The sequence below is a fragment of the Waddliaceae bacterium genome (assembly GCA_018694295.1).
Taxonomy (GTDB): Bacteria; Chlamydiota; Chlamydiia; order Chlamydiales; family JABHNK01; genus JABHNK01.
On record JABHNK010000035.1, the window covers coordinates 30,085 to 53,796 of the forward strand.

At 43.8% G+C, this 23,712-nt stretch carries 22 protein-coding genes and 1 tRNA gene; 16 read left to right on the top strand and 7 right to left on the bottom strand.

Annotation, left to right across the window (positions count from 1 at the left end):
• Nucleotides 1-38: 38 nt before the first annotated feature.
• Nucleotides 39-872 carry a GntR family transcriptional regulator gene (locus HN980_03985; protein MBT6928636.1) on the bottom strand — a complete coding sequence of 278 codons (834 nt, stop codon included), beginning with the start codon at nt 870-872 and terminating at the stop codon, nt 39-41.
• A gap of 585 nt (nt 873-1,457) precedes the next feature.
• Between HN980_03985 and HN980_03990 the strand changes: the two genes are divergently transcribed.
• Complete coding sequence (locus tag HN980_03990) at nt 1,458-2,609, top strand: iron-containing alcohol dehydrogenase (protein MBT6928637.1); 1,152 nt, start codon at nt 1,458-1,460, stop codon at nt 2,607-2,609.
• Between the two features lie 104 nt (nt 2,610-2,713).
• Here the strand turns inward: HN980_03990 and HN980_03995 are convergent, their stop codons facing one another.
• The 3 genes from HN980_03995 to HN980_04005 form a co-directional block, all read right to left on the bottom strand.
• Nucleotides 2,714-2,920: a cold-shock protein gene (locus HN980_03995; protein ID MBT6928638.1), complete on the bottom strand. Its 207-nt coding sequence runs from the start codon at nt 2,918-2,920 to the stop codon at nt 2,714-2,716.
• Between the two features lie 182 nt (nt 2,921-3,102).
• Complete coding sequence (locus tag HN980_04000; GenBank protein MBT6928639.1) at nt 3,103-4,728, bottom strand: hypothetical protein; 1,626 nt, start codon at nt 4,726-4,728, stop codon at nt 3,103-3,105.
• A gap of 275 nt (nt 4,729-5,003) precedes the next feature.
• Nucleotides 5,004-5,420 carry a hypothetical protein gene (locus tag HN980_04005; GenBank protein ID MBT6928640.1) on the bottom strand — a complete coding sequence of 139 codons (417 nt, stop codon included), beginning with the start codon at nt 5,418-5,420 and terminating at the stop codon, nt 5,004-5,006.
• Between the two features lie 176 nt (nt 5,421-5,596).
• Here HN980_04005 and HN980_04010 point away from each other — a divergent pair, with 176 nt between their 5' ends.
• Nucleotides 5,597-5,821, top strand: a complete 225-nt coding sequence (locus HN980_04010; protein ID MBT6928641.1) for a hypothetical protein — start codon at nt 5,597-5,599, stop codon at nt 5,819-5,821.
• On the top strand, nt 5,818-6,543 hold the full coding sequence (gene rlmB, locus HN980_04015; protein MBT6928642.1) for a 23S rRNA (guanosine(2251)-2'-O)-methyltransferase RlmB: 726 nt from the start codon (nt 5,818-5,820) through the stop codon (nt 6,541-6,543). Before HN980_04010 ends, rlmB begins: the two co-directional genes overlap by 4 nt.
• A gap of 73 nt (nt 6,544-6,616) precedes the next feature.
• Here the strand turns inward: rlmB and HN980_04020 are convergent, their stop codons facing one another.
• Entirely contained in the window at nt 6,617-7,210 is a 594-nt protein-coding gene (locus tag HN980_04020; protein MBT6928643.1) for a hypothetical protein, read from the bottom strand.
• Between the two features lie 720 nt (nt 7,211-7,930).
• On the opposite strand from HN980_04020, the gene HN980_04025 reads away from it, so the two are divergent.
• From HN980_04025 to HN980_04045, 5 genes are all read left to right on the top strand, one after another.
• Nucleotides 7,931-8,812, top strand: a complete 882-nt coding sequence (locus tag HN980_04025) for a sulfite exporter TauE/SafE family protein (protein MBT6928644.1) — start codon at nt 7,931-7,933, stop codon at nt 8,810-8,812.
• Entirely contained in the window at nt 8,809-10,599 is a 1,791-nt protein-coding gene (locus HN980_04030; GenBank protein ID MBT6928645.1) for an ABC-F family ATP-binding cassette domain-containing protein, read from the top strand. Before HN980_04025 ends, HN980_04030 begins: the two co-directional genes overlap by 4 nt.
• A 275-nt stretch (nt 10,600-10,874) precedes the next feature.
• Nucleotides 10,875-11,975 carry a protein kinase family protein gene (locus HN980_04035; GenBank protein ID MBT6928646.1) on the top strand — a complete coding sequence of 367 codons (1,101 nt, stop codon included), beginning with the start codon at nt 10,875-10,877 and terminating at the stop codon, nt 11,973-11,975.
• Nucleotides 11,976-11,991: 16 nt separating this feature from the next.
• Nucleotides 11,992-12,705 (top strand): RNA methyltransferase, encoded by a 714-nt coding sequence (locus HN980_04040; GenBank protein MBT6928647.1) that lies wholly within the window; start codon nt 11,992-11,994, stop codon nt 12,703-12,705.
• A 150-nt stretch (nt 12,706-12,855) separates the two neighbouring features.
• Nucleotides 12,856-13,317, top strand: a complete 462-nt coding sequence (locus HN980_04045; protein ID MBT6928648.1) for a host attachment protein — start codon at nt 12,856-12,858, stop codon at nt 13,315-13,317.
• A gap of 2 nt (nt 13,318-13,319) precedes the next feature.
• Here HN980_04045 and HN980_04050 read toward each other — a convergent pair whose 3' ends face one another.
• Entirely contained in the window at nt 13,320-14,012 is a 693-nt protein-coding gene (locus HN980_04050) for a hypothetical protein (GenBank protein ID MBT6928649.1), read from the bottom strand.
• Nucleotides 14,013-14,372: 360 nt separating this feature from the next.
• Here HN980_04050 and HN980_04055 point away from each other — a divergent pair, with 360 nt between their 5' ends.
• From HN980_04055 to HN980_04065, 3 genes are all read left to right on the top strand, one after another.
• Nucleotides 14,373-15,281, top strand: coding sequence for a hypothetical protein (locus HN980_04055; protein ID MBT6928650.1), 909 nt, complete (start codon nt 14,373-14,375; stop codon nt 15,279-15,281).
• Between the two features lie 112 nt (nt 15,282-15,393).
• Nucleotides 15,394-15,843, top strand: a complete 450-nt coding sequence (locus HN980_04060) for a glycine zipper 2TM domain-containing protein (GenBank protein MBT6928651.1) — start codon at nt 15,394-15,396, stop codon at nt 15,841-15,843.
• A gap of 252 nt (nt 15,844-16,095) precedes the next feature.
• Nucleotides 16,096-18,246, top strand: coding sequence for a SpoIIE family protein phosphatase (locus HN980_04065; protein ID MBT6928652.1), 2,151 nt, complete (start codon nt 16,096-16,098; stop codon nt 18,244-18,246).
• 160 nt (nt 18,247-18,406) lie between these two features.
• Here the strand turns inward: HN980_04065 and HN980_04070 are convergent, their stop codons facing one another.
• Nucleotides 18,407-19,915 (bottom strand): proline--tRNA ligase, encoded by a 1,509-nt coding sequence (locus HN980_04070; GenBank protein MBT6928653.1) that lies wholly within the window; start codon nt 19,913-19,915, stop codon nt 18,407-18,409.
• Nucleotides 19,916-19,993: 78 nt separating this feature from the next.
• Here HN980_04070 and surE point away from each other — a divergent pair, with 78 nt between their 5' ends.
• The 5 genes from surE to HN980_04095 form a co-directional block, all read left to right on the top strand.
• Complete coding sequence (surE, locus tag HN980_04075) at nt 19,994-20,752, top strand: 5'/3'-nucleotidase SurE (protein MBT6928654.1); 759 nt, start codon at nt 19,994-19,996, stop codon at nt 20,750-20,752.
• Nucleotides 20,753-20,923: 171 nt separating this feature from the next.
• The gene (locus tag HN980_04080) at nt 20,924-21,541 is read left to right on the top strand and encodes a DUF2238 domain-containing protein (GenBank protein ID MBT6928655.1); all 618 of its coding nucleotides are present in this window, start codon (nt 20,924-20,926) and stop codon (nt 21,539-21,541) included.
• A gap of 85 nt (nt 21,542-21,626) precedes the next feature.
• A tRNA-Leu gene (locus HN980_04085) sits at nt 21,627-21,708 on the top strand.
• A 127-nt stretch (nt 21,709-21,835) separates the two neighbouring features.
• Nucleotides 21,836-23,038 carry a hypothetical protein gene (locus tag HN980_04090; protein MBT6928656.1) on the top strand — a complete coding sequence of 401 codons (1,203 nt, stop codon included), beginning with the start codon at nt 21,836-21,838 and terminating at the stop codon, nt 23,036-23,038.
• A 69-nt stretch (nt 23,039-23,107) separates the two neighbouring features.
• Nucleotides 23,108-23,712 (top strand): hypothetical protein (locus tag HN980_04095; GenBank protein ID MBT6928657.1); only part of this gene is annotated, 605 nt, incomplete at its 3' end.

The following is a 23,712-nucleotide window of genomic DNA, read 5'->3' on the forward strand; positions in this document are numbered from 1 at the left end:
TGTCTATAACGGTAACGTTGTCAGGCGCAATACCATCATTATTTTTGAATAAGGACAATACGATCGCTTTCGATCTTGATTTTTCGTTGTTTGTAAAGAGCTCCCACAGCCTTTTTAAAAACCTTTTTGCTCATCTGCATCCTCTGTACTATCAAGTCAGGATCACTCTTGTCGGTAAGATACAAGACACCCTCGTTTTCCTGTAATTTTTTAAGCAATAGGCCTTGTGAATCCGAGATTTGACCATAGCCTTGCTTCTGTAAAGAAACATCGATTTTACCATCTTCGCGAATATTTTTAATAAAGCCCTTAACCCTGCCTCCCTTGCTGAGAGGCTGAAAAACCTCGTTAGCAAAGAGAAGCCCAATATATTTGTTGTTAATAATTACCTGAAATCCAAGGTCTGACTCTTGGTCTACTAGCAGATCGACCTCTTCACCTTCTTTAAGGGTGGTGTTCTCCTCAGCAAAGTCTCTGACGTTCGCTGAAGCAACCAAGCGGTCTGTCCTTTCATCAAGATAGAGAAAAACAGTGACTTTATCACCTTTTTTGACTCTTGTCACTTGTTCTACAAAAGGAAGGAAAAGATCTTTTTCAAGTCCCCAATCTAAAAAAGCGCCGATTGTAGTGACCTCCTTCACTTCGAGGGTGGCAAATTGATGTAAAAGAATTTTTGGGGTGATAGTTGTTGCTACAATGCGGTCTTCAGAGTCCCTATAAAGAAAAACGTCTACAGTATCATCAAGCTTAAGGCCGACAGGGACATATTTATTTGGAAGCAGAACATCTCTATCACTACCAGTTTCCCATAAAAAAATGCCACATGATGCTTTCCGAAGAGCGTATAAAGTATTGAATTCGCCTAAATACATGATATCCTTATTAATTATTAGCCAATTAAAACTATACAAGAAAACCAGATAAAATCAAACTTTAATCATTTAGGCCGATTAGGATTGAAGGATTCGGGACGATATAGAAAGGTCTGATTAACTGATGTTACGCACTACCGATTTTTTTCACCACAGAGCCACAGAGCACACAGAGAGCGCCCACTGCGCAGAGCGCGCGCAACGGACGCACAGCTGTCGCCATTGTCGTTGATTGCACTTCCTTTCTTTGTTTTTCCTATAGCAAACGTAAAGATGCAACCTTATTTTTACGACAACGGCGAGAGGTGGCACTGCCGTGTCCGGGTTTATTCATTGTTCAATGAAAAAGGAGGTCTGGGGGGAGCCCCCAGCCATATTCTTTTCTTCTCTGTGTTCTCTGTGACTCTGTGGTGAAAAATCCTATTCCGAAATCCCTTCATAATAATGGCTATCGCGTAAGGTCAGTGTTTAACTTCATGGTTTCAGCACGTGCCCCCGTATAAAATTTTGGTTGATTATTATACTGCTTTATTGTCTCATATGCGATTTAAGAAGAAGATTATGCGGTTTACAGAAGGAGATAGTATGAATTCATTTATGTTTCAAAATACAACGGCTATTTATTTCGGCGAGGGACAGATAGCAAAAATTGCAGAAAGCATCCCTCAAAACAGCAAAATATTACTGCTTTACGGCGGTGGTTCGATAAAACATAATGGCGTATATGAACAGGCAAAAGAAGCCCTTGTCGATCATGATTGGGATGAATTTGGAGGGATTGAACCAAACCCGCAATATGATACTTTAATGCAGGCTGTTGAAAAAATTAAAAAGGAAAACTTCAATTTTGTCCTTGCTGTAGGTGGAGGGTCTGTTATCGATGGCGCAAAATTTGTCGTTGCAGCAGCAAAATATGACGGAAATGATGCTTGGGACATATTGAAAAAAGGCATACCTGTTACAGATGCTATGCCTCTAGGATGTGTGTTGACCCTCCCAGCTACTGGTTCCGAAACGAATATCGGCGCTGTCATCTCTAAAGGTAATGATAAATTGGTTTTTACGTCTCCATTAGTGCGTCCTTTATTCGCTGTTCTTGATCCTAAAACCACCCTCTCTTTATCCTCTCGACAAATATCAAACGGTGTTATAGATGCCTTCATACATGTCATGGAACAATATATCACCTATCCCGTCAATGCGAAAGTACAAGATCGTTTCGCCGAAGGATTACTATTAACATTAATGGAAGAAGGACCCAAAGCTCTTGAAAATCCAAAAGATATGGATGCGCGTGCTAATATTATGTTTGCTGCTACATTAGCATTGAACGGTCTTATTGGCTCCGGTGTACCCCAAGATTGGACAACGCATATGATCGGCCATGAGCTTACAGGAAATTTTGGTATCGATCATGCTCGCACGCTTAGCATTATTTTGCCGGCGGTATTAAAAAAACAACGTAAGCAAAAAGAAGAAAAGCTTCTACAATATTCTGAACGCGTGTTAGGTATTACCTCAGCTAGCAATGACGAACTAATAGACCAGGCTATTGATCGTACTGTAGCTTTCTTTAAATCTATGCAGGCACCTACATCATTACGTGATGTGGATTTGAAAGAAAAAGATATTGATACGATCATTAAAAGTCTTGAAAAACACAGTCGCTTGAAGTTGGGTGAACATAGCGATATTGATCTGTCGCGATCCCGGGAAATTTTACTTTTGGCGCTTTAAAACGTAAGTGAAGATGGGGTAAAAGATAGGGTCAGGCCAAACATTAGGACATTTCAAATGTCCGAATATCCGTCCTGACCCCATTATGACTCCAAAAAGTTGTATTATAAACCCACTACTTCTGTAGCTTCTGGGCCTTTACGACCTGGTCCTTCAACGTATTCGACCTTTTGTCCTTCGCTTAGAGACTGCGCGCCTCCTTCAAGGCCATTGACATGAACGAATAGATCCTTCCCTCCGTCGTCAGGAGTGATGAATCCGAAACCTTTCTGATCGTTAAAAAACTTGACTGTACCTTTCGATTTTGACATCTTTATTTCTCTCTGTAATGGTAAAAAATATTAGTTTTATCGACATATTTTCAAGTGCTGCCGATAGAATCAACACATCTTGTGATGATTCATTGTTATTATAGCACAATATCCGACTAATTATAAAAGGAAAGTATTTGTAACCCCTCATCAATAGAGCCTATTCTACTAAAATGGCTCTATTACCCGTGATTCATAATGACAGTTTCGGCTACCTTTAAACCATCAATGGCAGCAGAAATAATACCACCGGCATAACCAGCGCCTTCTCCCGCTGGATATATTCCCTTTATATTGGACTGGAAATTTTCATCACGGACAATTCTAACCGGAGAAGAGCTGCGTGTTTCTATGCCTACCAAAACCGCTTCAGGATTAGCGAAGCCTTTTACTTTTCGGCTAAAAATTGGCAAGGCTTCTCTCAAGCTGGCGAGAATATAATCAGGCAAACAACCATTTAAAGTAGTCAATGTTGTTCCTGGTTTATATGTTGACGAAATATTTTTAAATCTTACCGAAGGTCTATTCTCTAAAAAATCCCCTACTAGTTGTGTTGGGGCCTTATAATTCCCACCTCCAGCTTGATAGGCCTTTTCTTCCCAATAACGCTGAAATTTTATGCCTGCCAAAGGATGCTCTGATTCAAAATCACTCGGCGAGACGCCCACCAGAAGAGCGCTATTGGAGTTTTTACCGTCTTGAGCTTTTTCGCTCATCCCATTTGTTACTAATCGCCCTTCTTCAGAAGCCGCAGCCACTACAGTCCCTCCTGGGCACATACAGAAGGAATATACAGAACGTTTGTTTTCCAGGTGAACCGCCAGTCGATACCTAGCCGTTGGCAGCTTAGGATGTCTGTAAAAATCACCATATTGAGCGCGATTTATCATTTCGGCAGTATGCTCGATTCTCACTCCCATAGAGAAAGGTTTGGCTTCCATTGCCAATTTATTATCATAAAGCATCTGATATGTATCTCTCGCCGAGTGTCCTATAGCCAAAATAAGGTCATCAACCAAAATCTTTTCGTTGCCGTTAAAAACTGCAGCCACCACTTTTTCGTCTCTGATTTCTATATCTGTCAGACACGTTTCAAAGCGAACTTCTCCGCCCAGTTCTATTATTTTCTCTCTGATATTTTTAACAACTTCGCGTAACTTATCTGTCCCAATATGCGGCTGGGCATCGATTCCAATTTCCGGTGAAGCGCCTGCCTCAATCAATTCCTCGAAGACGAACTTTTTCCTAGGATTGTTTATCACCGTATGTAACTTCCCATCAGAAAAAGTCCCTGCTCCTCCCTCGCCAAATTGCACATTTGATTTTACATTCAGCTTTCCAGTAGTAAAAAATTTATTCACATCTTTAACACGCTCTTCCACCTTTTTCCCTTGCTCAACCACAATAGGCTTCAATCCTGCTTTTGCCAAAAGCAAGCCCGCAAACAAACCACTTGGTCCAGTACCAATAACAACTGGGCGCGATTTGTTTTTATCGAACAAAACTTCTTTTATTTCATATTCATAGGGAGGTTGCAGTCGTACGCGATGCCTAAGAACTTTCCCCTTGTCTCTCAGCAGTATTTCTGAAAAATACTTTTCGGGATCAGACAATTTCACGTCTACAGAATAAACGAACTGTATTTTTCTTTTGTCTCGCGAATCAACGGCACGCTTTACTACCACATAATCAATAATTTCGCATCGAGAAATACCTAGGATCTCCGCAATTTTCTCAGACAGCACGCTCTCTGATTCTTCTAATTTGAGATCGATCTCATCTATTCTAATCGAGTTTTTTTGTGGCATACGTTGCTTCATCGTAGTTCAATCCTGTTGTAAAGATAACATTAACAATTCTACCATTAAATAAATTTAACCGCCTCTATTTAATCCTTTTATACCGAATAAGAAGACAGTCTAAAAATCCTACCCGAGAGAGGCTGACTTCCAGAGCCCCCAATCAAAAGTTCTGAGCCTGTCCAACCGCCCCCAAGTTTAATGCAGAATACTGATTGATGATTGCAGAATTAGGAGCTCTTATTTTAGCTCTCTTCTTTAATCATAGCTGTTATATTCATGAATTACAGCTTAACATATCCGTCGGCGAGCCCTGGAGCAGATCCCCACCATGGGCTTCCTGTGAAGAATACGGTGTCGCCATGGCGAAAAAGTCGATATCCACCATCTTTTGTTTCAAGGACCATTTTATATCCTTTAGTGTAGAAGAAATATGTTATTACTGGGTTACCATCAGCAATATCGAATGCTTCTGATAACGATATATTGCTTACGCTACATACTACGTTGTTCCAGTTGGCATCCTTATACTGTGCAACATTTTCGATCTTTTGGTATCCGTCGTGATCTGAAACTTCGGTTTCAGTTATTTCATCATATGTTTCATCGTCGAAATCACTTCTAATTAATGCTGACATCAAAGGCGTTGACGCCGTAAGCACAAGGGTCACTCCTGCGATTAGGATAGCAATTTTTTTCATTATTAAACCTCATTTTTTAATTTTTTAATGTCTGATTTCGTTGTATTGTTTTTTACAAACGCTATTTAAAAATAGCACGTGGCATGTTTAACGACAATACGACGAAATAATTTAATCGACAAAAACAAATTTCGTGATAAAATGTATATAAATGCACTAAAACAAGGAGCAGTCTTATGTTATCATTTATTGGTTTAGGATTTATTATCGTCGCATGGCTTGTACAATATACGCAGCCAGTCATCAAAGAGATCAAGAAACCTTTTATAGCGTGTTATGCTATAGGATTGGTTTTTCTTATCATAGACGGTTTTATCGGCGGTCTTACCATGGTCTCTATCATGAATATTATCGTATTGGCTATTGCTTCAGGTGTGTTTTATAAGAGCTCGAAAGCATGAGAAAGAATTTTCGTCTTATCATGGGGAAGAACTGCATCTCCGAAGTCCTGAGGGCGTCCCCTTCTCGCATTGTTGAGGTATATACATCGCAGAAGTCCGACGATGCTTTATATCGTGAGCTTATCAAGAAAAAGATTCGCGTCAAAGAGGTCCCCAAGCGCGATCTTGGGTCTTTGGTGAATTCTGATTCTCACCAGTCATACGTTGCTGCCGTCAAAGAGCGTGGGCAACCGGCTCTCAAGGATTTTTTGGTGAGCTCTCGCGATGCTGATAAGAACCTTGTTGTCATGCTTGACTCTATCTACGACCCGCAGAATTTGGGAGCGATATTACGTTCTTGTGAATGTTTTGGTGTCGATCTTGTCATATATTCCAAGAACCGCGGCACCGACATCACCCCTGTTGCTACGAAGACTAGCGCTGGCGCTTCTGAGCTCGTTGATATCGCCAAGGTATCGAATCTTGCCGAGACTATTAGGGCCTTCAAAAAAGAAGATTTTTGGGTGGTATGTGCCGAGGCTGGAGAAGAATCGTCGTCGCTCTACGGCTTCGATTTCCCTGACAAGACCTTGCTAGTTTTAGGCTCTGAAGGCAAGGGCATACAGCCTATTATTAGTAAGAACGCCGACTTCCGCGTATATATTCCTATGTTGGGGAATATCGACTCTCTCAACGTATCGCAGGCTGCAGCCGTCTTCCTCAACAGCTATCGAAATAATTAATAGCTTCAGTTAAGCTCTGACCTTACGCGCTACACCACTAAAGTGAGAGTCGCGCGTAAGGCCAGTTAAGCTATCAAAGAGCTTTTTTCTGCCAGTACTCTATCCGTGAGAGTACACGCTTGTTGGTGATGTTACCATCTTCGAGGTTTTGAAGGATCTCTTCCGTTGTCCTTCCGGCTTCCATAAGACTTATAACGATCTCTTTGAAGGTGTTGTGCGTTATAACATATTCGTCGTATTCTGGCAGCGTTGTAGCTTCGTAGTGTGCTACGACATATTCTTCTGCCCTCTCGGCGAAATCTTCTAGCGAAACGGTAGGGTCTTTACGTTCTAGAAGTCCCTTCTCGATTTTGAGGTTCCATTCTCTGAGTTTTCTGTCGAGTTCTTTACCATATCCATCGACATATTCGACGATATCGTCGTGGGTGGCATCGCATTTAATGTATGCCTCGCGGAGGTTCATCTTCAGCGCCCACTCTCTTTTTCCTATCTCGACATTAAAATATGCTTCCATAGCATCTTGATATGCATATGCTGAATCTACAAGATCCTTAGTGACTTTTTCTTTGATGCTTGCTTCGGTAGCGGGGCTATATTGTTGTGTACGCAGAAAAACTACAACAGCGACAATGATAAGTACAAAAATAGCAATAATTTTTAGTTTCATCTTTTTTCTCCTTAATAAATAGTTCGGGGTTCAGAGTTCGGAGTTCGGAATAGGATTTTTCACCACAGAGGCACGGAGAACACAGAGAGGAAATAGGACCTGCTGGGGAAATTTCCCCCAGACCCCCTTTCTGAATGGTAAACTATAACTATATAAACTCAAAACTCTGAACTATGCGTCATTGCCGCATTTATTTTAAATATGCACCCTTTTTCAATTTTTTACTACTATTTTCGGGTATACGGCAGGGTTTTATTTTCTGTTGTATAATATAAAAAAAATAAGTATAATGTTTTAATTATTAAGGTATAACCTGTGATTGCGACCTATCCTTTGCCATAGGGTTTTTGCAGTGGTACAGATACGAAGGTGAAAGACGAGCGAATGTTAAAACATTCGCGAGGATAGAAGCAAAGTAGATGTGCTGCTGGAAAAAGATATATGGTGAAGCCAAATAATAACAAGCGGGTAAATAAAAAAAACAAGGAATAGCAAGGGCTTAAGACATTTATCTTTATGAGAGTATGTTTTTTGTTCGAGCTTCTTAGAAAGAAAAAAATGCCCTGTTCCCTATAGCATCCATAGAGTCAGGCAATCTGGTTCATTTTGCTCCTTGCGAATAGTTACAACTATTCGCTTGTCGCGCACTGAGCCATCTTACCTAACTCTATGGCGCTAAAGGAAAGATAGGTCGCAATCACAGGTATAACAGGATATCTCATGATTTTAATCATAAAGTTTATCGTCGTCGTCGTAGCGCTTACCGTTTTGGCGAGCATTATCTTTTCTTTTCGTAAGAGCGAAGGCTCTCTCGTCAAGGTCTCCAACAAGCTACGCCTTGCTATTTCTGGGTTTATTGCCTGTATTGCCGACACTCTTGGCATAGGAAGCTTTGCCGTCTTTATCGCTTTTGACAAACACTGGGCTCTTATCGACGACAAGAAGCTCCCTGGAACTCTTAATGGCTTCAGCGTAATGGCTGCCATGGTACAGTCGTTATTTTTCTTGAAGTTCATAGAGATAGACGTTATGACGTTAGTCGTTCTCGTCGTGACGTCATGTGCTGGTGGCTTTTTCAGTGGCCTCATAGTGACGAAGCTCAACAAGCAGACTCTACGCCTTGTTATGGTCGTAGGATTTTCTGGCATCGCCATGCTTGTGTTAAGCAACCAGCTGAATCTTTTACCTATCGGCGGCAATGCTATTGCCTTACACGGTAAGATGCTCTTTATCGGTGCTATTGCCATGTTTTTTGTTGGGATGCTCCCTGCCATAGGCGTAGGGATATACGCTCCAACGCAAGTTGTACTCTTCTTCCTTGGTCTATCGCCACTAGTCGCTTTTCCCATCATGACTACTGTAGGCGTCCTTGTACAGTCGCTAACGGCTTTAACTTTCGTCACCAAGAAGGAGATAGCTTTAGGCGAGACACTTTTCCTTGTAGTCCCTGGAATTATCGGCGTCCTTATCTCCGCACCTTTCGTGGCGTATTCCAACCCTATAGCATTACACTGGATGTTATTTGCTATCATAATATACAATGTTGTCATGACTTTTAAGACATACCAGCAAGAAAAAACTCTGCCAACGAAATCATCATGACACCTCTCATTGACTGTCAAAACATCAGCAAAGGATACGGTTCTCGCGATCTTTTCAGCGACATTTCTGCGACGATATTCTCTGGAGACAGGATAGGTCTCATCGGCCCTAATGGTACGGGCAAGTCGACATTCCTCAAGCTTCTTTGTGGCGCCGAGAACCCCGACGATGGTGTCATCATCACCAACAAAGGCCTACGCGTCGGCTATGTCCCTCAGAATGTCGAGGAATTCGACGGTAGCGTCGAAGATGTCGTCGCTGATGCCGCTGTGGGTGTGTCGCACCTCGACGACCACGAGCGTTATTCTCGCGTCCGCAAGGTCCTTGGCGAGCTAGGCTTCTCTGACATCGCCATCAACGCCAACGATCTTTCTGGCGGGTGGAAGCGTCGTCTTACCATCGCCAGGGTTCTCGTCGCGGAGCCTGACGTCATTCTTCTCGACGAGCCGACGAACCATCTTGATATCGAGAGTATCTTATGGCTGGAGGGTTTCCTTCGGCAGTCGTCGATGACGTTTGTCGTCACCAGCCACGACAGGGTTTTCCTCGACACTGTATGTTCCAGGACGTGGGAGATCAGCACCATATACCCTGGAGGTCTTTTCATTGTAGACGATGCTTATGCTGAGTTTATGGAACGCCGTGCAGGGTTCCTCAAGGCACAAAAGCGCCAGGAGAGCAGCCTGCGTTCGAAGTTGCGTCGTGAAGAAGAGTGGCTTAGGCAGACGCCAAAAGCGCGTACTACGAAGTCACGGTCGCGCATCCAGGAGGCCGCGAAGCTCCAGCAGGAATTTTCCTGTATAAAGCGTCGTAACATCGATAAGAAGGCAAAGATCTCCGTAGAACATTCTGGTAGGCTTACTCGTAAGCTCGTCACCGCAAAGAACCTCAGCAAGGCATACGGTAGCAATCGTCTGTTTTCTGGCCTAGACATCGACATCCTCCGTGGCGACAGGCTTGGCATCGTCGGAGAGAATGGCAGTGGGAAATCTACTCTTATGAAGATCCTCGCCGGAGAGCTCGACAGCGACAGCGGCACTGTTAAATGTGCAAACGACCTCGACATCTTCTTCTTCGACCAGCATAGGGAGAAACTCGACCTATCGCTTTCTCTGCGTCGTGGCCTAGCGCCGGCAGGCGACATGATACAGTATCGCGGCAAGAACATCCACGTCGAGGGTTGGTGTGAAAGGTTTCTTTTCACAAAAGACCGCCTAGAACTTCCGATGTCGGAGCTTTCCGGTGGAGAACGCGCTCGTGTAATAATCGCACGTCTTATGATAAAGCCCGCCGACGTCCTTTTCCTCGACGAACCCACCAATGACCTCGACATCGACACCCTAGAGATCCTCGAAGAAGGCCTCGACGACTTCCCCGGCGCGGTAATAATGATAACACACGACCGTGCCATGATGGACCGCGTCGCCGACAGACTCATCGCCGTCGATGGCAACGCATTCAACGACACTGCCTCGTGGTTGTTGTGGCGTAAAGAGCTACGTCGTCAGCGCGCCAAAGAACGCCGCCAGCAGCTTCCGCAGCGTAAAAAGACAAAAAAGCCGTCTTTGTCATACCGTGAGAAGCGCGAGCTTGCCGACATGGAAGATAAGATCGTCACCATCGAGAAAAACATCGCCACTCTCACCAAGGCTACTGAGGATCCTGCTATCGCAAGCGACGGCATAAAGCTTAAAGAGGCATGCGACGCTCTCGCCAAGGCCCAGGAAGATCTCGATCAGGCATTTTCCCGCTGGCAAAAACTAGAATCAATGCTCAATGATCAATAATTTCGGGGTTCGGAATAGGATTTTTCTACCACGGAGCCACGGAGTGCACGGAGAACAAAAGTTTAAAGAAGGAGTCTGGCTGGGGAATTCTCCCCCAGACCCCCATTTCTGATTGGTGAACCGTGAACAATAAATGGTGAATTATAACTCTACGCTATCCGCTATAACTATACGCTATTAAAAGCATTGGTCACTGGTCACTGATAACTGAAAAGTCCTCTTGTTTTTTTTTGTTTTTTTGGATACCATCGCTGAAAACATAGGAGGGATTTAATATGTCATCACCTCAGATATCAGCTTCTGGCATTACAGCTCCGCCGCCGACAGCTACTACTTTATCACCACAATCGCCAGCGTCTTGTAAAACACCAACGCCGCTGCTCGAGTCCGACAAAACAACGAGAAAAGCTGTATCGAGAAGTTTGTCTGTAGAACGGTTTCTAAAAGAAGACGATGGAGTTCAAGAAAAAGCGAAAGCTTTTTATGAAAAGAGAAGAAAAAAACAAGAACAAAGAAGAATAAGACAAGAAAAGGCAACCATAGAAGAGCTCTTCAAAGAGCATGTCATCACGGATATTGTTGCCAACAAAGCATACGCCGATTTCCGCGTATTACGCCGCGACTATTATAACAAACATTGCGCTATAAAGGTTCTTCCTAAGAGGCATCCCGTAAAACCTATGCGCAATCTTTTAAAAGACCTCAGTACAGTAGAATATTCTTCTCTGGTGAGTCTCATAGATTTTAAAGAAGACAGAGACAATTTCTATCTCTTGCTCGAAGATGTCCAAAGCGTTGATATACGAAAGGCATTGGCATCGCCGGAGCCCGGCAGGATATCCCTAGAAAAGCTACGTCACGCCTTGAGACAGCTCCTCAAAGGCATACAACACATCAACTCTGCAGGGTTCGTAATATTCCGAGAGATCGACGTCGACAACCTTCTTTATGTCGTCGATGATCGACGCTCTACAATAAAACTCTGCCTCTTCGATGAATTTGGACCTCTCGTTGCCAAGGCAAGCTCTTCTTCCGATGAGCGCCGAGCTCTTTTACCAAAAGAAGTCTACGTCACCCCACAAAATAACACTCTTATCATGGCAGGTAAAATTTTCGCCGCTCTTATCTCTGGAAAGGAATGTACATATCCTGAAGAATTATCTCTAGAAGATCTCTATGAACACACACACGCCGCTGTTCTCGACAGTGAAATTCATGGTCGTGTTAAAAAGCACAAAAGAATATGCGAAGCTCTTCTCGACGTCATCGATTCTCTTTTCGCAAGAACACCATCGATATCTGATTTGCTTAGAATGCCTTTCTTCAGTCTGTCTTCGCCATCATCATATGGAAGCTGGCCATTATCAAAACATTGACGGATAATACAATATTATGGTCCACGACATAACAACGCACAGAAACATCTTCGACTCCCTTATCGAAAATTATACTGCCGAGGATATAATAAGGGCACTGTCGCCGTGCTTCACCGAAGAACGCATAAAGCGTATCGCCGGAACGATAGAAAATAGGATGTCTTCTATACACGTCGCCATAGAAGAACCTTACGACATCCATAATGCCCTGGCAGTAGTTCGCTCCGCCGAAGCACTAGGTGTCAATACCGTCCATATAATAAATCCGATAATACGGAAGAGAACCTCAGGGAAAAAGACCATGCAGGGCACCGACCGCTGGGCGGAATGCTACCGTCACCCTTCTCTCGAGGCCTTCTCCTCGGCATCACGTGGTCTGATAATCGCGGGGGCTTGCGTCGACGGCGACGTAACGCTAGAAGATCTTCCCGTCGACAAGCCTATATGCCTTCTTTTTGGCAATGAAAGTATTGGTCTTTCCGAAGAAGCTCGTGCTTTGTGTGATATCCGTTATAGGATTCCGATGTACGGCATGGTAGAAAGTTTCAACCTTTCTGTTTCTGCGGCATTGAGTCTATACGACCTCACGCGCCGCAAGCGTGATTTTTTGGGAGTTCCTGGCGATTTATCGCCTGAAGAAGTCATAGAATATACGGCGTGGTACTATGTAAGGGCTTTGGGCATCCACAAAGCCAAGATGATCCTCGCTCGCACTAAAACTAGCGGATAGTTATAGCGTTTAGCGGATAGCAAAATCATCATTGCTCAATGCTCAATGTTCAATGCTCAATGAAAATGCAGCATCGCCGCATTTTCTTGACGGAAATTGTGTTATGATGCGATGGTATCGTTGTATAACAATTAAAAAGGAGCACAGATTATGAAAAACATGAAGACGTTATTGATTTTGGTGGCGAACAGCAGCAGTGCACATTTTTTTGAAGTCGAAGGTCTAGGGAAGAAGATAAATAAGATCAAGTCGTTATCTAATGAACTCGGCCGTGCACATCCTGGTGATATCAATGCTGACAAGCAAGGCCGCGGACATTCTAGCAGTGGTACAGCGACACACAGCAAAGAGCGTTCTGTCAGCCCTCACCGTCATCAGGAGCAGGTATGGGCGAAACAGCTTGCCAAAGAGCTCAGTAGCTACAGCACTTTCGAAGAATTTGCCCTCGTAGCTCCTCCGCAGTTCCTCGGGGAGCTCCGTCATGCACTTTCAAGCCACAAGGCCATAGAGAAGCTGGTCGTCAAAGAAATCGCGAAAGACTTCCCTGACACCCTCACAGAAGCTAAGATGACCGAAAAGCTATGCAAAGCTTTCGACCTCTGGAATAGGTAAAATTATTTAACTGTTGCAGCAGTCTGCTGACCAGGCTGCTGACGATTCATGAGATCCGCGAAAACCGTTTGTTGTAAAGCTGCAAACTGTTCTCTTTGGGAAGCGAGGCTTTTCCTTTCGTTATCAATGCCCGCTCTCTGTTCAGCAACATAAACATTAAAATCTGCTCTTTCTTTTTGTAGCGCTTCTTCCTTTGCATTTATCGTACACAACATCTTTGAAAACTGTTGTTCTCTTTCTTTCGATCCCTCTAATGCCTGCTTCTGAAAGCCCTCAAGCTCTTGTCGTTTAGAAGCAATTTCCGCTTCTTGTTCTTGAAGCTTCGCCTCCCTATCGGAGATCCTCGACTCCATGCTTTCTATCTGCTCTTGAAGTTTATCGGAAGCGACTACAAGCTCATCTGTCTCTTTATCTACTTTCACGGCGGCACCTTCTACGGCATCGGAAGCGACTACAAGCTCATCCGTCTCTTTGTCTACTCTATTGGCGGCGTCTTCTACGGCATCGGAAGCGACTACAAGCTCATCTGTCTCTTTGTCTACTCTATCGGCGGCATCTCCTACGGCATCAGCGGCGCCTTCGAGACCCACCGTAAAATTATAATCCCTTATCACCGTTTTTCGATCTTCATCTATGATATGAGAACCATATACTTTCGCACCTGCTATTAAGACTGTCACAGAACCCAATATCATAACAAAATTATGACCTGATAATAATCCGAATATACCAGTTACAGCACCTACCACCAAGAGCGATATATCAAAACATTTAGATTTGTTGCTGAAAAATATAACACTCCTTGAGCTCTCATGAACTTGCAAAGTTCCTACCTGATCTGCTTGAACACCTTCCCCCATTTCAAGGTCGGGCTCTCTTGTTGTGCTAAAAAAACTTTGTAATCTATTTAATGCTCCTAATGCTCCTAATGCTCCTGACATTCCCCACCTCCCATTTGTTGTTCTTCTAGGGATATCAGAGGTGATGATTTTAGTGCAAAAGAAACAATAAATATTTTTGTATCGCAATTTTCAAAAAAAGGCTATGTTGTGGGGATGAGAATATTATCGTATTGTACAGCTTTACTGTTTTTAGCCTGCGGCTGCATGCCTCCCGGCAAGAGCGGCCCTGTTGCATCTTTCGACCACGGCATCATCGACGGCAAGGTCATCTCCGAAGACGTCTACGAAACTAACGACGACGTAGGCCCTAGAGTCTTCCGCGATATTGTCCTTGATGTCGGCGACGCCGGCGGAACGGCAGCGTTCACCGTAAGCCTCCCTGTCGAAGTTCCGAGTGATGGCTTGCAGTGTCTCATCATAATGGCGGGCTTAGGGACGGGAAAGCTCGGCCTTGAGGCCGTCCCCGACCATGGCGACAAAGCTCTTATCTCTTACGAATACCCTCCTGACTTCAAGCTTATGAGGGAAATACGTGGAGCACTGCACGTCCCTTCAGTACGTCGCGGTGCTTACGACACCCCACAGCAGGTTGTGACGATAGCACAGTGGGTGCGGAAGCAGGAGTGGTCCGACGGCAAGCCTACAGCGATAATAGGGATAAGTGCTGGAGCCATCATGACGCCAGCGACGTACCACCTCGCCAACGTCCAGGGTCAGGAGCTCGGCCCAGGAGTCATCGCTTACGGCGGTGCAGGCCTTTGCAATATCTTCTACAATATCGTCCCTGGTTATTGGTTTTTCAGAGGTCCGCTAGCAATGGCAGCGACAATGATCTTCAACAAGGTCGAGCCTGGATACCACGTACAACGGATGCATGGAGAATTCTTGATAGTCAACGGCAACGGAGACCTTAAAATCCCCTCCTCCGCCGCCGAGAAACTACAAGACCTCGCGCCAGAGCCCAAAGACATAGTAAACACCGACACCACACATATACAGACGCATAAGAAAGACGTCGTCATCGATCTTTTCAACCTCACAAATGAATGGCTGGATCAGTGACCAGTGACCAGTGACCAGTTATCAGTGAAAAAAATATTTGCTTATCATGATGTCTTTGGTGTAGGGTGTTGTGATATATGTGAAACTTTATCATCTACGCAGGAGAAAGAAGATGAAAAAATATTTAGCAGTAGGATTATTATCGGCAGTAGCGCTTGTTTTTTGTTCAGGATGTGAAACGAGGCAGCAAACAGGGACGCTTACAGGAGCGGCTATCGGGGCAGGAACCGGCGCTCTTATCGACGACGGCGAAGGCGCCCTCATCGGTGGTGCTATCGGCGCACTAGTTGGTAGTATCATAGGATCAGAGCTCGACGATCAAGAACGTATGATCCTCGAAAACAGAAACCCACAGACGCTGTCGCGTCTCGACAACCAACAGCAGCTTTCTGTCTATGACATCAAAGCTCTATCCGACGCTAATGTCAGCGATAAGATCATCATCGACCATATATATGCTTCGAAGAGCGTCTTCAACCTAAGCACTAATGATATCATAAAACTTAATGAATGGGAAATCAGCGAAGCTGTCGTCGACGCCATGATACGGACGGGATACTAATGTTTGTTATTAGAATAGTTTTATTGGTAGCCTTTCTCGTCTTTTCATACTTCTTCATAGGATATGCGATAAAATATCCTAAAAAGACGATGACAGAACTGTGTATCGACACTGTTAATGGTAAAGTGTTTACCATTAAATAGCGGATAGTTATAGAGTTTAGCGGATAGAAATCACCTGTCCGCTATAAATATATGATAAAAAGCGCTCCCCATTAATCATATAAGTTAAACGTTTTTTTGAGGCCATCATATGAAAATACGCACACAAATTTTATTGACGACATTAGGTATAGTATTATTTTCTGCCATTATTTCCTTGTCTATTGCAGTTATTTCCATAAAAAATAAGGGCGGTGCTGACATCGAGCAGTTTCGCTTCGAAGAGATGGCAAAAAAAAAGCGCGACCTTAAAAGTCTCGTCGACATTGCCTATGAGACCATCAGAATCAACTATGAAAACTCACAAGATTTCGAGTTTCTGAAGAAACAATACGGCACACGACTGAAGAACGTCATCGACATCTGCTCTTCTATCATCGACTACCAGAACGAGCGTTATACATCCGGCGAGATCTCTCTCGAAGAAGCACAGCACAATGTATTCGAAACAATACGTCGTATACGCTATGACTATAACGACTACGTATGGGTTCAGCAGAGCGACTTCAACAATGCGATGCTACTAATGCACCCTCTTCTTCCGCATCTCGAAAGCGTACATATCAGTAGCCCTCTATATGATCAATATGATCAACTCGCTTATCTGATAACATCGTTCACAACGATCACCGAAGAAACCCTCGAAGGGTATACAGTATATAACTGGCCGAAGCCTTTAAAAGAAGGCCTAGGAGAAACGTACGAACCCAAAATGACATATGTCCGTCGCATTCCAGAATGGGGATGGATTCTCGGCACAGGGCGTTACATCGACAATGCTCTCGACGAAGCAAAAATAGCAGCGATAGTCTCTATACAAAAGATGGTCTACGACGACGGAAATGGCTATTTCTGGATAAATGACGACACACTACCAGCCCCTACAATGATTATGTATCCGAAAATGGTCATGCACAAGTCGTTCCCCGATCTCGATGGTATTATCCTCGATGACCCTTCTTACAACACTGCCATCGGTGAAGAGAAAAACCTCTTCACTGCCATGATAAATGCTTGTAAACGTGATGGTGATGGTTTTGTCGAATACCTATGGCCCAAGCCAACATCTGATGGCTCTCTTATCCCAGATGTTTTGAAACTCTCGTATGTCAAGATTTTCGAGCCGCTTGGATGGATCGTCGGGACAGGTTTCTATCTCGATGAAATCGAAGCAGCCATTGCAGTAAAAAACGCCGATATCGCCGACGCCGTCAGTGCTCTAGTTATGAAAATTGTTACTACTACCTCTATCATCATAGCCATAGCCATCTTCTTATGTTTTTTCTTCTCGAAATCTCTAACGGCACCCATCACCTCGCTCATCAATACGATGAAAAAAATAGACCTCAAAAAGCTCACGAAAGCACAGATAAAACCACAAGGAGCTACTGAATTTAAACAGCTTGGAGATATCTTCAATACAACATTAAGATCTCTTAATTCTGCCGTTGAATCATTGAAACATACAGCAATCTCGAAAGAGCGCATAGAGAGCGAGCTGCATATCGCCCATGAGATACAGATGAGCATGATACCGATGCTGTTTCCTGCATTCCCCGACAAAAAAGAATTTAATATATATGCTATCCTAAAATCCGCAAAAGAGGTTGGCGGTGATCTATATAACTTCTTTATGATAGACGATGACAACCTCTGCTTGGTAATCGGTGATGTGGCGGGTAAAGGCGTTCCCGCGTCGCTTTTCATGGCTGTAAGTAATACCTTGATAGAAACAATAGCACGTAATGTGAAAAACGACCCCGGCAAGATCTTAACAAAAGTCAATGCTCAGATATCAAAAGAAAATGAAACCTGTATGTTTGTTACGGTTTTATTGGGTATCTTAAACATCAAAACCGGCGTGCTCTCATATTCTAGCGGAGGACATAATCCTCCTATAATAATAAGAAAAGATAAGCCTGCAGAATATTTTACTCTAAAACATGGCATGTCTATAGGTATTGAATCCGACAATCAATATGAAAACGATAGCATCTCCCTTCAAAAAGGCGATAAAATATACCTCTATACCGACGGCGTAACAGAAGCATTCAACACAAAAGGAGAAGTATATTCCGAAACACGGCTTCTAGAAAAAGCCGATCGGTTCCATAATGATAATGTTAAGGTGTTTATAGAGCGTATTTATGACGACGTTAAAGCATTCGCCGATGAAGAGCCACAATCCGATGACATAACAATGATGATGATAGAATTCAACCCGGATTTCTCTCTCAAGTAATAGCTGACCTTACGCAGAAACCAAAGACATTTACTGTTTAATAAAGCTCTGAACCCCAATTTCTACCACGGAGTGCTCGGAAAGCCAAAGTTTAAAGAAGGAAAAATGCTAGGGGCTTGGGGTTTTATAGCGTATAGTTATACGCTATTCCTATATGCTCTTAATAAGATTTTGCGTAAAGGGCGTCGATGGTGGCTTTTTTGCCGCAGACGACGCAGGTGCCTTCGCTGCCGGACTGTTCTGTTGGCAAGCACCGTATCGACACCTTAAGGTCTGATAATCTATTTTCGCAGGAGTCTTCGCCGCACCATTTTGCATAAACGAAGCCGCCATGGGGCTCAGGTTTATTGGCATTTTTCGGTGTGAAGAAAGCTTTGAACTCTTCGAAGTCTGCTATATCGGAACGTGAATTCTCTTTTTGCATTTTCAGCGCTTGTTCTAGGTATGTATTCTGTATATCGTCGAGCGTAGGCACTATAGCAGCGACGATATCGTTGCGAGCTATTATTTCTTTATCTTTATGTCCTTTATCGCGTCGTGCCATACATACGTTATTATTTTCTATATCACGAGGTCCTACTTCTATACGTATTGGCATCCCCTTCTTTATCCAGTGCCAATTTTTCTCTCCTCCGCGCATATCTCTGTCATCGACGACGACGGTGACATCGTGTCCGTGGAAGTTTTGTGCACGGATATCATCGGCGAGGTCGTTAGCATATTTCATTACCGATTCGTTATGCTCTTCTTTTGTGAGGAACGGTATTATCACGACCTGTTTTGGGGCGATGCGTGGTGGCAGGCGAAGTCCGTCGTCGTCGCTATGTGTCATTATTACGCCGCCGATGAGACGTGTAGCAACTCCCCAAGACGTCATATATACGTGTTTCAGTGCGCCTTCGGTGTCGGAGAATGTTATATCGAAGGCTTTAGCGAAGTTTTGTCCTAGGTAATGCGATGTGCCAGCTTGTAGAGCTTTACGGTCTTGCATCATAGCTTCCATGGCGTATGTTGTCACGGCACCGGGGAACCTCTCTTGTGGAGTCTTTTCGCCGCATATCACCGGCATAGCGAGGAAGTCTTTGCAGAAGGTTCTATACTCTTCGAGCATTTTCTCTGCCTCTTCGACGGCTTCTTCTTCTGTGGCGTGTGCGGTATGACCTTCTTGCCATAGGAATTCCATCGTTCTTAGGAACATTCTAGTACGCATCTCCCATCTTACGACGTTTGCCCATTGATTTATCAGCATTGGCAGGTCGCGGTGTGAGCGTATCCATTTCGAGAAGGAGTGTCCTATTATCGTCTCTGATGTTGGGCGTACGACGAGGGGCTCTTCGAGCTCTCCTGCGGGAATGAGTTTGCCGTCTTTACCTTCGAGGCGATGGTGTGTTACTATGGCGCATTCTTTTGCGAAGCCTTCGACGTGTGATGCTTCTTTTTCTAGGAAGCTTAGCGGTATGAATAGCGGGAAGTACACATTTTCGTGTCCGGTGGCTTTGATACGCCTATCAAGTTCTTGCTGTATCTTCTCCCATATTCCATATCCCCATGGTTTTATCACCATACATCCTCTTACGGGAGAGTTCTCTGCGAGGTCAGCGGCCTTGATAACCTGCTGGTACCACTCGGGATAATCTTCTTGGCGCGTCGGCGTTATTGCTGTCTTCATCGAAAGTTCCTATTTTCTTAAAATGGCTTTTACTGTACTATTTTGCTTTTATGATAACAACTTGCGAGATTTTGTACTATGCCTAAGATTCTTCTTGTTAACGACGATGGTATCGACGCCCCAGGGCTGAAGCATCTGTGGAACGGACTAAAAGACTTTGGCGATGTCGTCATCGTAGCGCCTAAAGTCGAGCAGTCTGGTGCAGGCATGGGGATCTCTATCCGCAAGCCCGTAACGTTAGAACGTGTAGAGTGGCCCAACGATGTAGAGGCATGGCGTGTTGGTGGCACTCCTGCCGACTGTGTAAAGCTTGCCCTTTCTGAAGTTCTTGACTCCCCTCCTGACATCATAGTTTCCGGTATAAACAGTGGTCCAAACTCTGGAAGGAATTGTCTATACAGCGGAACTATTGGTGGCGTCATCGAAGGAATCTTCCGTGGCATCCCTGGTGTGGCGTTTTCGTGCGCTGATATACACAACCCGAACTATGCCATCGCCGAGCCTCATATCACCCCTATCGTCCAACATGTCCTCGACCATCCTCTTCCTAAAGGAACGCTTCTGAATATAACAATCCCCAGCACGCCTGCCCGTGGATATAAACTCGCCAGGCAAGGTTCAGGATATTGGATTGAGGTCGTCGAAAAAGACAAACGCCCCGAAAGTGACATATATTATATGAACGGCAAGAACTTCGAAGTAGAAGAGCACCCCGACAGCGATATAGCCTTCATTAACGAAGGATTCCTCACCGGCGTCCCTCTTCATGTCAATGAACTCACCGACCACGCCCACCGCAAAGAACGCCAAGAGTCCTTCGAAGGGTTGTTCGGGTAATTGGTGAAAGTTAGGGTTCGAGATTAGCACGCAACATCAATTTGTCACTGACCTTAAGCGCTACTCTCACTTTAGTGGCGTAGCATCAGTTTGTCATTGTCATTCTTCATGTCATTATCTATAAGTAACAATAACATCCAATATAGATATAGCAAAGAGGGTTGGGAATATATGTATAAAAAAGAAAATATATTTTATTTCGTATGGGTTGCCATATTTTTTATCGTACTTTTATGGTCTTCGATAAATCCATACGATAGGCTTACCTGGTTTTTAGAGGCTGGTCCTGCTATGGCAGGATTTTTTGCCATTGCCATCACTTTTCCATATTTCAAGCTCACAAAGCTGTCATATATCTTAATCTTGTTGCATTGCATCGTTTTAATGGTTGGATCGCATTATACCTATGCAGAGGTTCCGTTATTTAACTGGATACAAGAGGTTTTTAACTCTACTAGAAATGACTACGATAAGTTCGGGCATCTATTTCAAGGTTTTGCCCCTGCGATAATCGCAAGGGAATTGCTGATAAGAACCTCCCCTCTTAAACAGAGCAAGTGGTTAAGTTTTATTGTGGTCTGTATATGCTTAGCGATAAGTGCATTTTATGAGCTTGCAGAGTGGGTTTTCGCTTTGATGTTAGGAGAGTCTGCTGAGTATTTTTTGAGTATGCAAGGATATATTTGGGACACTCAGGCCGATATGGCATATGCTTTGTTAGGCGCTGTCCTTGCCTTGGTGTTATTGAGCAGATACCATAACAAATTATTGAGCAAGATCAACAGATAGACAATAGTTTGTCAAAATGATATATGTGGAAATATATCGCTATCAAAAAAAGTACGGTATCACATATAATGTCATTTCAACACAAGCCCAGGTGGTGAAATTGGTAGACACGCCAGATTTAGGATCTGGTGCCGCGAGGTGTGGAGGTTCGAGTCCTCTCCTGGGCATTTCTCCCCAATAGCTTTTTCTCTATATCACTAATCGCCTCTCTTCTTTTTCATTTTTCAAATTATTTTTATTGCTTCTTCACCGTGAATGATATATTTTGAGAACATTATATTCACCATCTAATATATGGATCCTTTATTAAAACAGCATCTTTCTCAGCCGATAATAAGCCTTCGAACGAGAGAGTTGCACGACACTATATTATATGGTGATGACAGTGTAGAAAAAAAGGCTGCTAAAATTTTCAGTCTAATAGCTGAAGGCGCCGACCCTACGATAGGAAATCACTGGGGAGAGTCTGCTTTTCACAATGCTTTGGATTCTTATCCTCACAATAAACGTGCTGTTTTCAGGCTGTCGGATCATGTTATAAAAGAAGATTCTCCTTTGCTAAGGGTTTTGCGGTCGTATCCCAGTGAATATTCACCGTTTCATCTTGAATTTTTTCGTGTCGCCGGTGTTTTAAAGATCGACGCTATAACTATGTCCGAAGCTGCGATAAAAAAGAGTCATGAAGCTATCATTAGGGGTGCTGAAGGCCTTTCAGGCACGGCTTTTGTCGTAGTATGTGATTATTATAACGACATTCCTTTCGCGTCTCTTGCGGAGCAGTTTAGCGAAGTATTAGTGGTAAACACTGGAGGTAAGCGTGCGAAAACAATGATTCTTAAAAAAATCGCTACGAGTCTACATCACAAGTTCGAGTTTTTAAGGGTGGATGTCACGGGCTTTCAGGCCAATATTCTTCAGGAGCTGCGTCATACTCTTGACAACCCCAAAAAAACACAACAGCAGAAAAAAACTTTAATTCAGGACATAATTTTTATCTTGGAGCGTTATATTGAGATTTCTCCTAAGGCAATAAGAGACGGACTTAAGCCACCGTCGTATATAGTATCTTCCATGTTATTGACAAGGCTATTTTCTCCTGTTATACATTATGTTAACTGCCTATTAGACAAACATTATGACGAGACGGGTAGGGATGAGTATAATAAGTATGAGTATATTTCGGATAGGGATATTTATAACGAACATCTTGAGAGAACACTGTCGGAGCTAGAGCTGCATATTGAGAAGTGTTATCTTCGGGCTATGAGGGACTTCGTCGCTCCTGGCGGCAAGGTATGCCTGTCGTACGAAACGGCTTACAAAGACGTAAACAAAGAAGGGACAACAGAAATCTTTCCTGCCGTCGAAGAAGAAGCTCTCGAAGAAGAGATCAACGCTCTCTTTCATGTAGAAAGGCGCGAAACATGTCCCTTCGGGGCGACCATCGACAGTTTTGACATCTATAAAGCCAATATTTTCCTTCTTTATCCGAGATAAAATCTTGTCCTTGTTTTTTTGTCTTTCGAAGTATAAGATTTGCTATCTCCTCAAAAACAAGAAGGCCTTATGGAACCCACCACAGCAGCAGCATCGGCAGGCCACAGTTATTGTAGTGATAGACTCTCTACAAAACATTCATTACACGACATTCTTCTTCAGGAAGATCTCTCTATTGACGAAAAGGTTGACTCTTTGAGGCGATCTCTTCTCGATGGTGCCGACCCAACAAAAGTCAATGTCGAGGGGGAAACAGCCTTTGAAGTTGCCCTAAGACTATTTACCCTAAAACTCGTACCTACAAATATTACAGCCTACAGGGACCCGAGTTTCAGCCTCACAGACTCCCGCATAACCGCCATTCTTCGTTGCTATCCCTATATTCTCAACCCTTTTTCTCCTAAAGGCCTGCCTTCAGAATCCATCCCTGGAAAGACCTTTGGCACAACAGACCCCCAGTTCTTCACCAAAGCTATCGAAGAAAGTCACGACGCGATACTACTAGGGGCGCGAGGTCTCAGTGGGAAGGTATTTATTCCAGGATGTGGAAGAGGAATGGACATTCCCCTTAAAGGTCTGCTAGAGCAGGAATTTGATGAGGCCATCATTGCCGATGTCGACAGAGATGCTTTAGAGGCTGCAATAAAATCGCTTCCTGAGGTGTTAGGTGATAG

What these genes read in the sequence shown, in the direction of transcription:
- rlmB (MBT6928642.1), top strand. Translation starts at nt 5,818, where the DNA reads ATGAGAAAGAATTTTCGTCTTATCATGGGGAAGAACTGCATCTCCGAA.
- HN980_04010 (MBT6928641.1), top strand. Translation starts at nt 5,597, where the DNA reads ATGTTATCATTTATTGGTTTAGGATTTATTATCGTCGCATGGCTTGTA.
- HN980_04055 (MBT6928650.1), top strand. Translation starts at nt 14,373, where the DNA reads ATGAGAATATTATCGTATTGTACAGCTTTACTGTTTTTAGCCTGCGGC.
- HN980_04065 (MBT6928652.1), top strand. Translation starts at nt 16,096, where the DNA reads ATGAAAATACGCACACAAATTTTATTGACGACATTAGGTATAGTATTA.
- HN980_04090 (MBT6928656.1), top strand. Translation starts at nt 21,836, where the DNA reads ATGGATCCTTTATTAAAACAGCATCTTTCTCAGCCGATAATAAGCCTT.
- HN980_04030 (MBT6928645.1), top strand. Translation starts at nt 8,809, where the DNA reads ATGACACCTCTCATTGACTGTCAAAACATCAGCAAAGGATACGGTTCT.
- HN980_04045 (MBT6928648.1), top strand. Translation starts at nt 12,856, where the DNA reads ATGAAAAACATGAAGACGTTATTGATTTTGGTGGCGAACAGCAGCAGT.
- surE (MBT6928654.1), top strand. Translation starts at nt 19,994, where the DNA reads ATGCCTAAGATTCTTCTTGTTAACGACGATGGTATCGACGCCCCAGGG.
- HN980_04005 (MBT6928640.1), bottom strand. Translation starts at nt 5,420, where the DNA reads ATGAAAAAAATTGCTATCCTAATCGCAGGAGTGACCCTTGTGCTTACG.
- HN980_03985 (MBT6928636.1), bottom strand. Translation starts at nt 872, where the DNA reads ATGTATTTAGGCGAATTCAATACTTTATACGCTCTTCGGAAAGCATCA.
- HN980_04020 (MBT6928643.1), bottom strand. Translation starts at nt 7,210, where the DNA reads ATGAAACTAAAAATTATTGCTATTTTTGTACTTATCATTGTCGCTGTT.
- HN980_03995 (MBT6928638.1), bottom strand. Translation starts at nt 2,920, where the DNA reads ATGTCAAAATCGAAAGGTACAGTCAAGTTTTTTAACGATCAGAAAGGT.
- HN980_04040 (MBT6928647.1), top strand. Translation starts at nt 11,992, where the DNA reads ATGGTCCACGACATAACAACGCACAGAAACATCTTCGACTCCCTTATC.
- HN980_04000 (MBT6928639.1), bottom strand. Translation starts at nt 4,728, where the DNA reads ATGCCACAAAAAAACTCGATTAGAATAGATGAGATCGATCTCAAATTA.
- HN980_04070 (MBT6928653.1), bottom strand. Translation starts at nt 19,915, where the DNA reads ATGAAGACAGCAATAACGCCGACGCGCCAAGAAGATTATCCCGAGTGG.
- HN980_04060 (MBT6928651.1), top strand. Translation starts at nt 15,394, where the DNA reads ATGAAAAAATATTTAGCAGTAGGATTATTATCGGCAGTAGCGCTTGTT.
- HN980_04080 (MBT6928655.1), top strand. Translation starts at nt 20,924, where the DNA reads ATGTATAAAAAAGAAAATATATTTTATTTCGTATGGGTTGCCATATTT.
- HN980_04035 (MBT6928646.1), top strand. Translation starts at nt 10,875, where the DNA reads ATGTCATCACCTCAGATATCAGCTTCTGGCATTACAGCTCCGCCGCCG.
- HN980_03990 (MBT6928637.1), top strand. Translation starts at nt 1,458, where the DNA reads ATGAATTCATTTATGTTTCAAAATACAACGGCTATTTATTTCGGCGAG.
- HN980_04025 (MBT6928644.1), top strand. Translation starts at nt 7,931, where the DNA reads ATGATTTTAATCATAAAGTTTATCGTCGTCGTCGTAGCGCTTACCGTT.
- HN980_04050 (MBT6928649.1), bottom strand. Translation starts at nt 14,012, where the DNA reads ATGATATTGGGTTCTGTGACAGTCTTAATAGCAGGTGCGAAAGTATAT.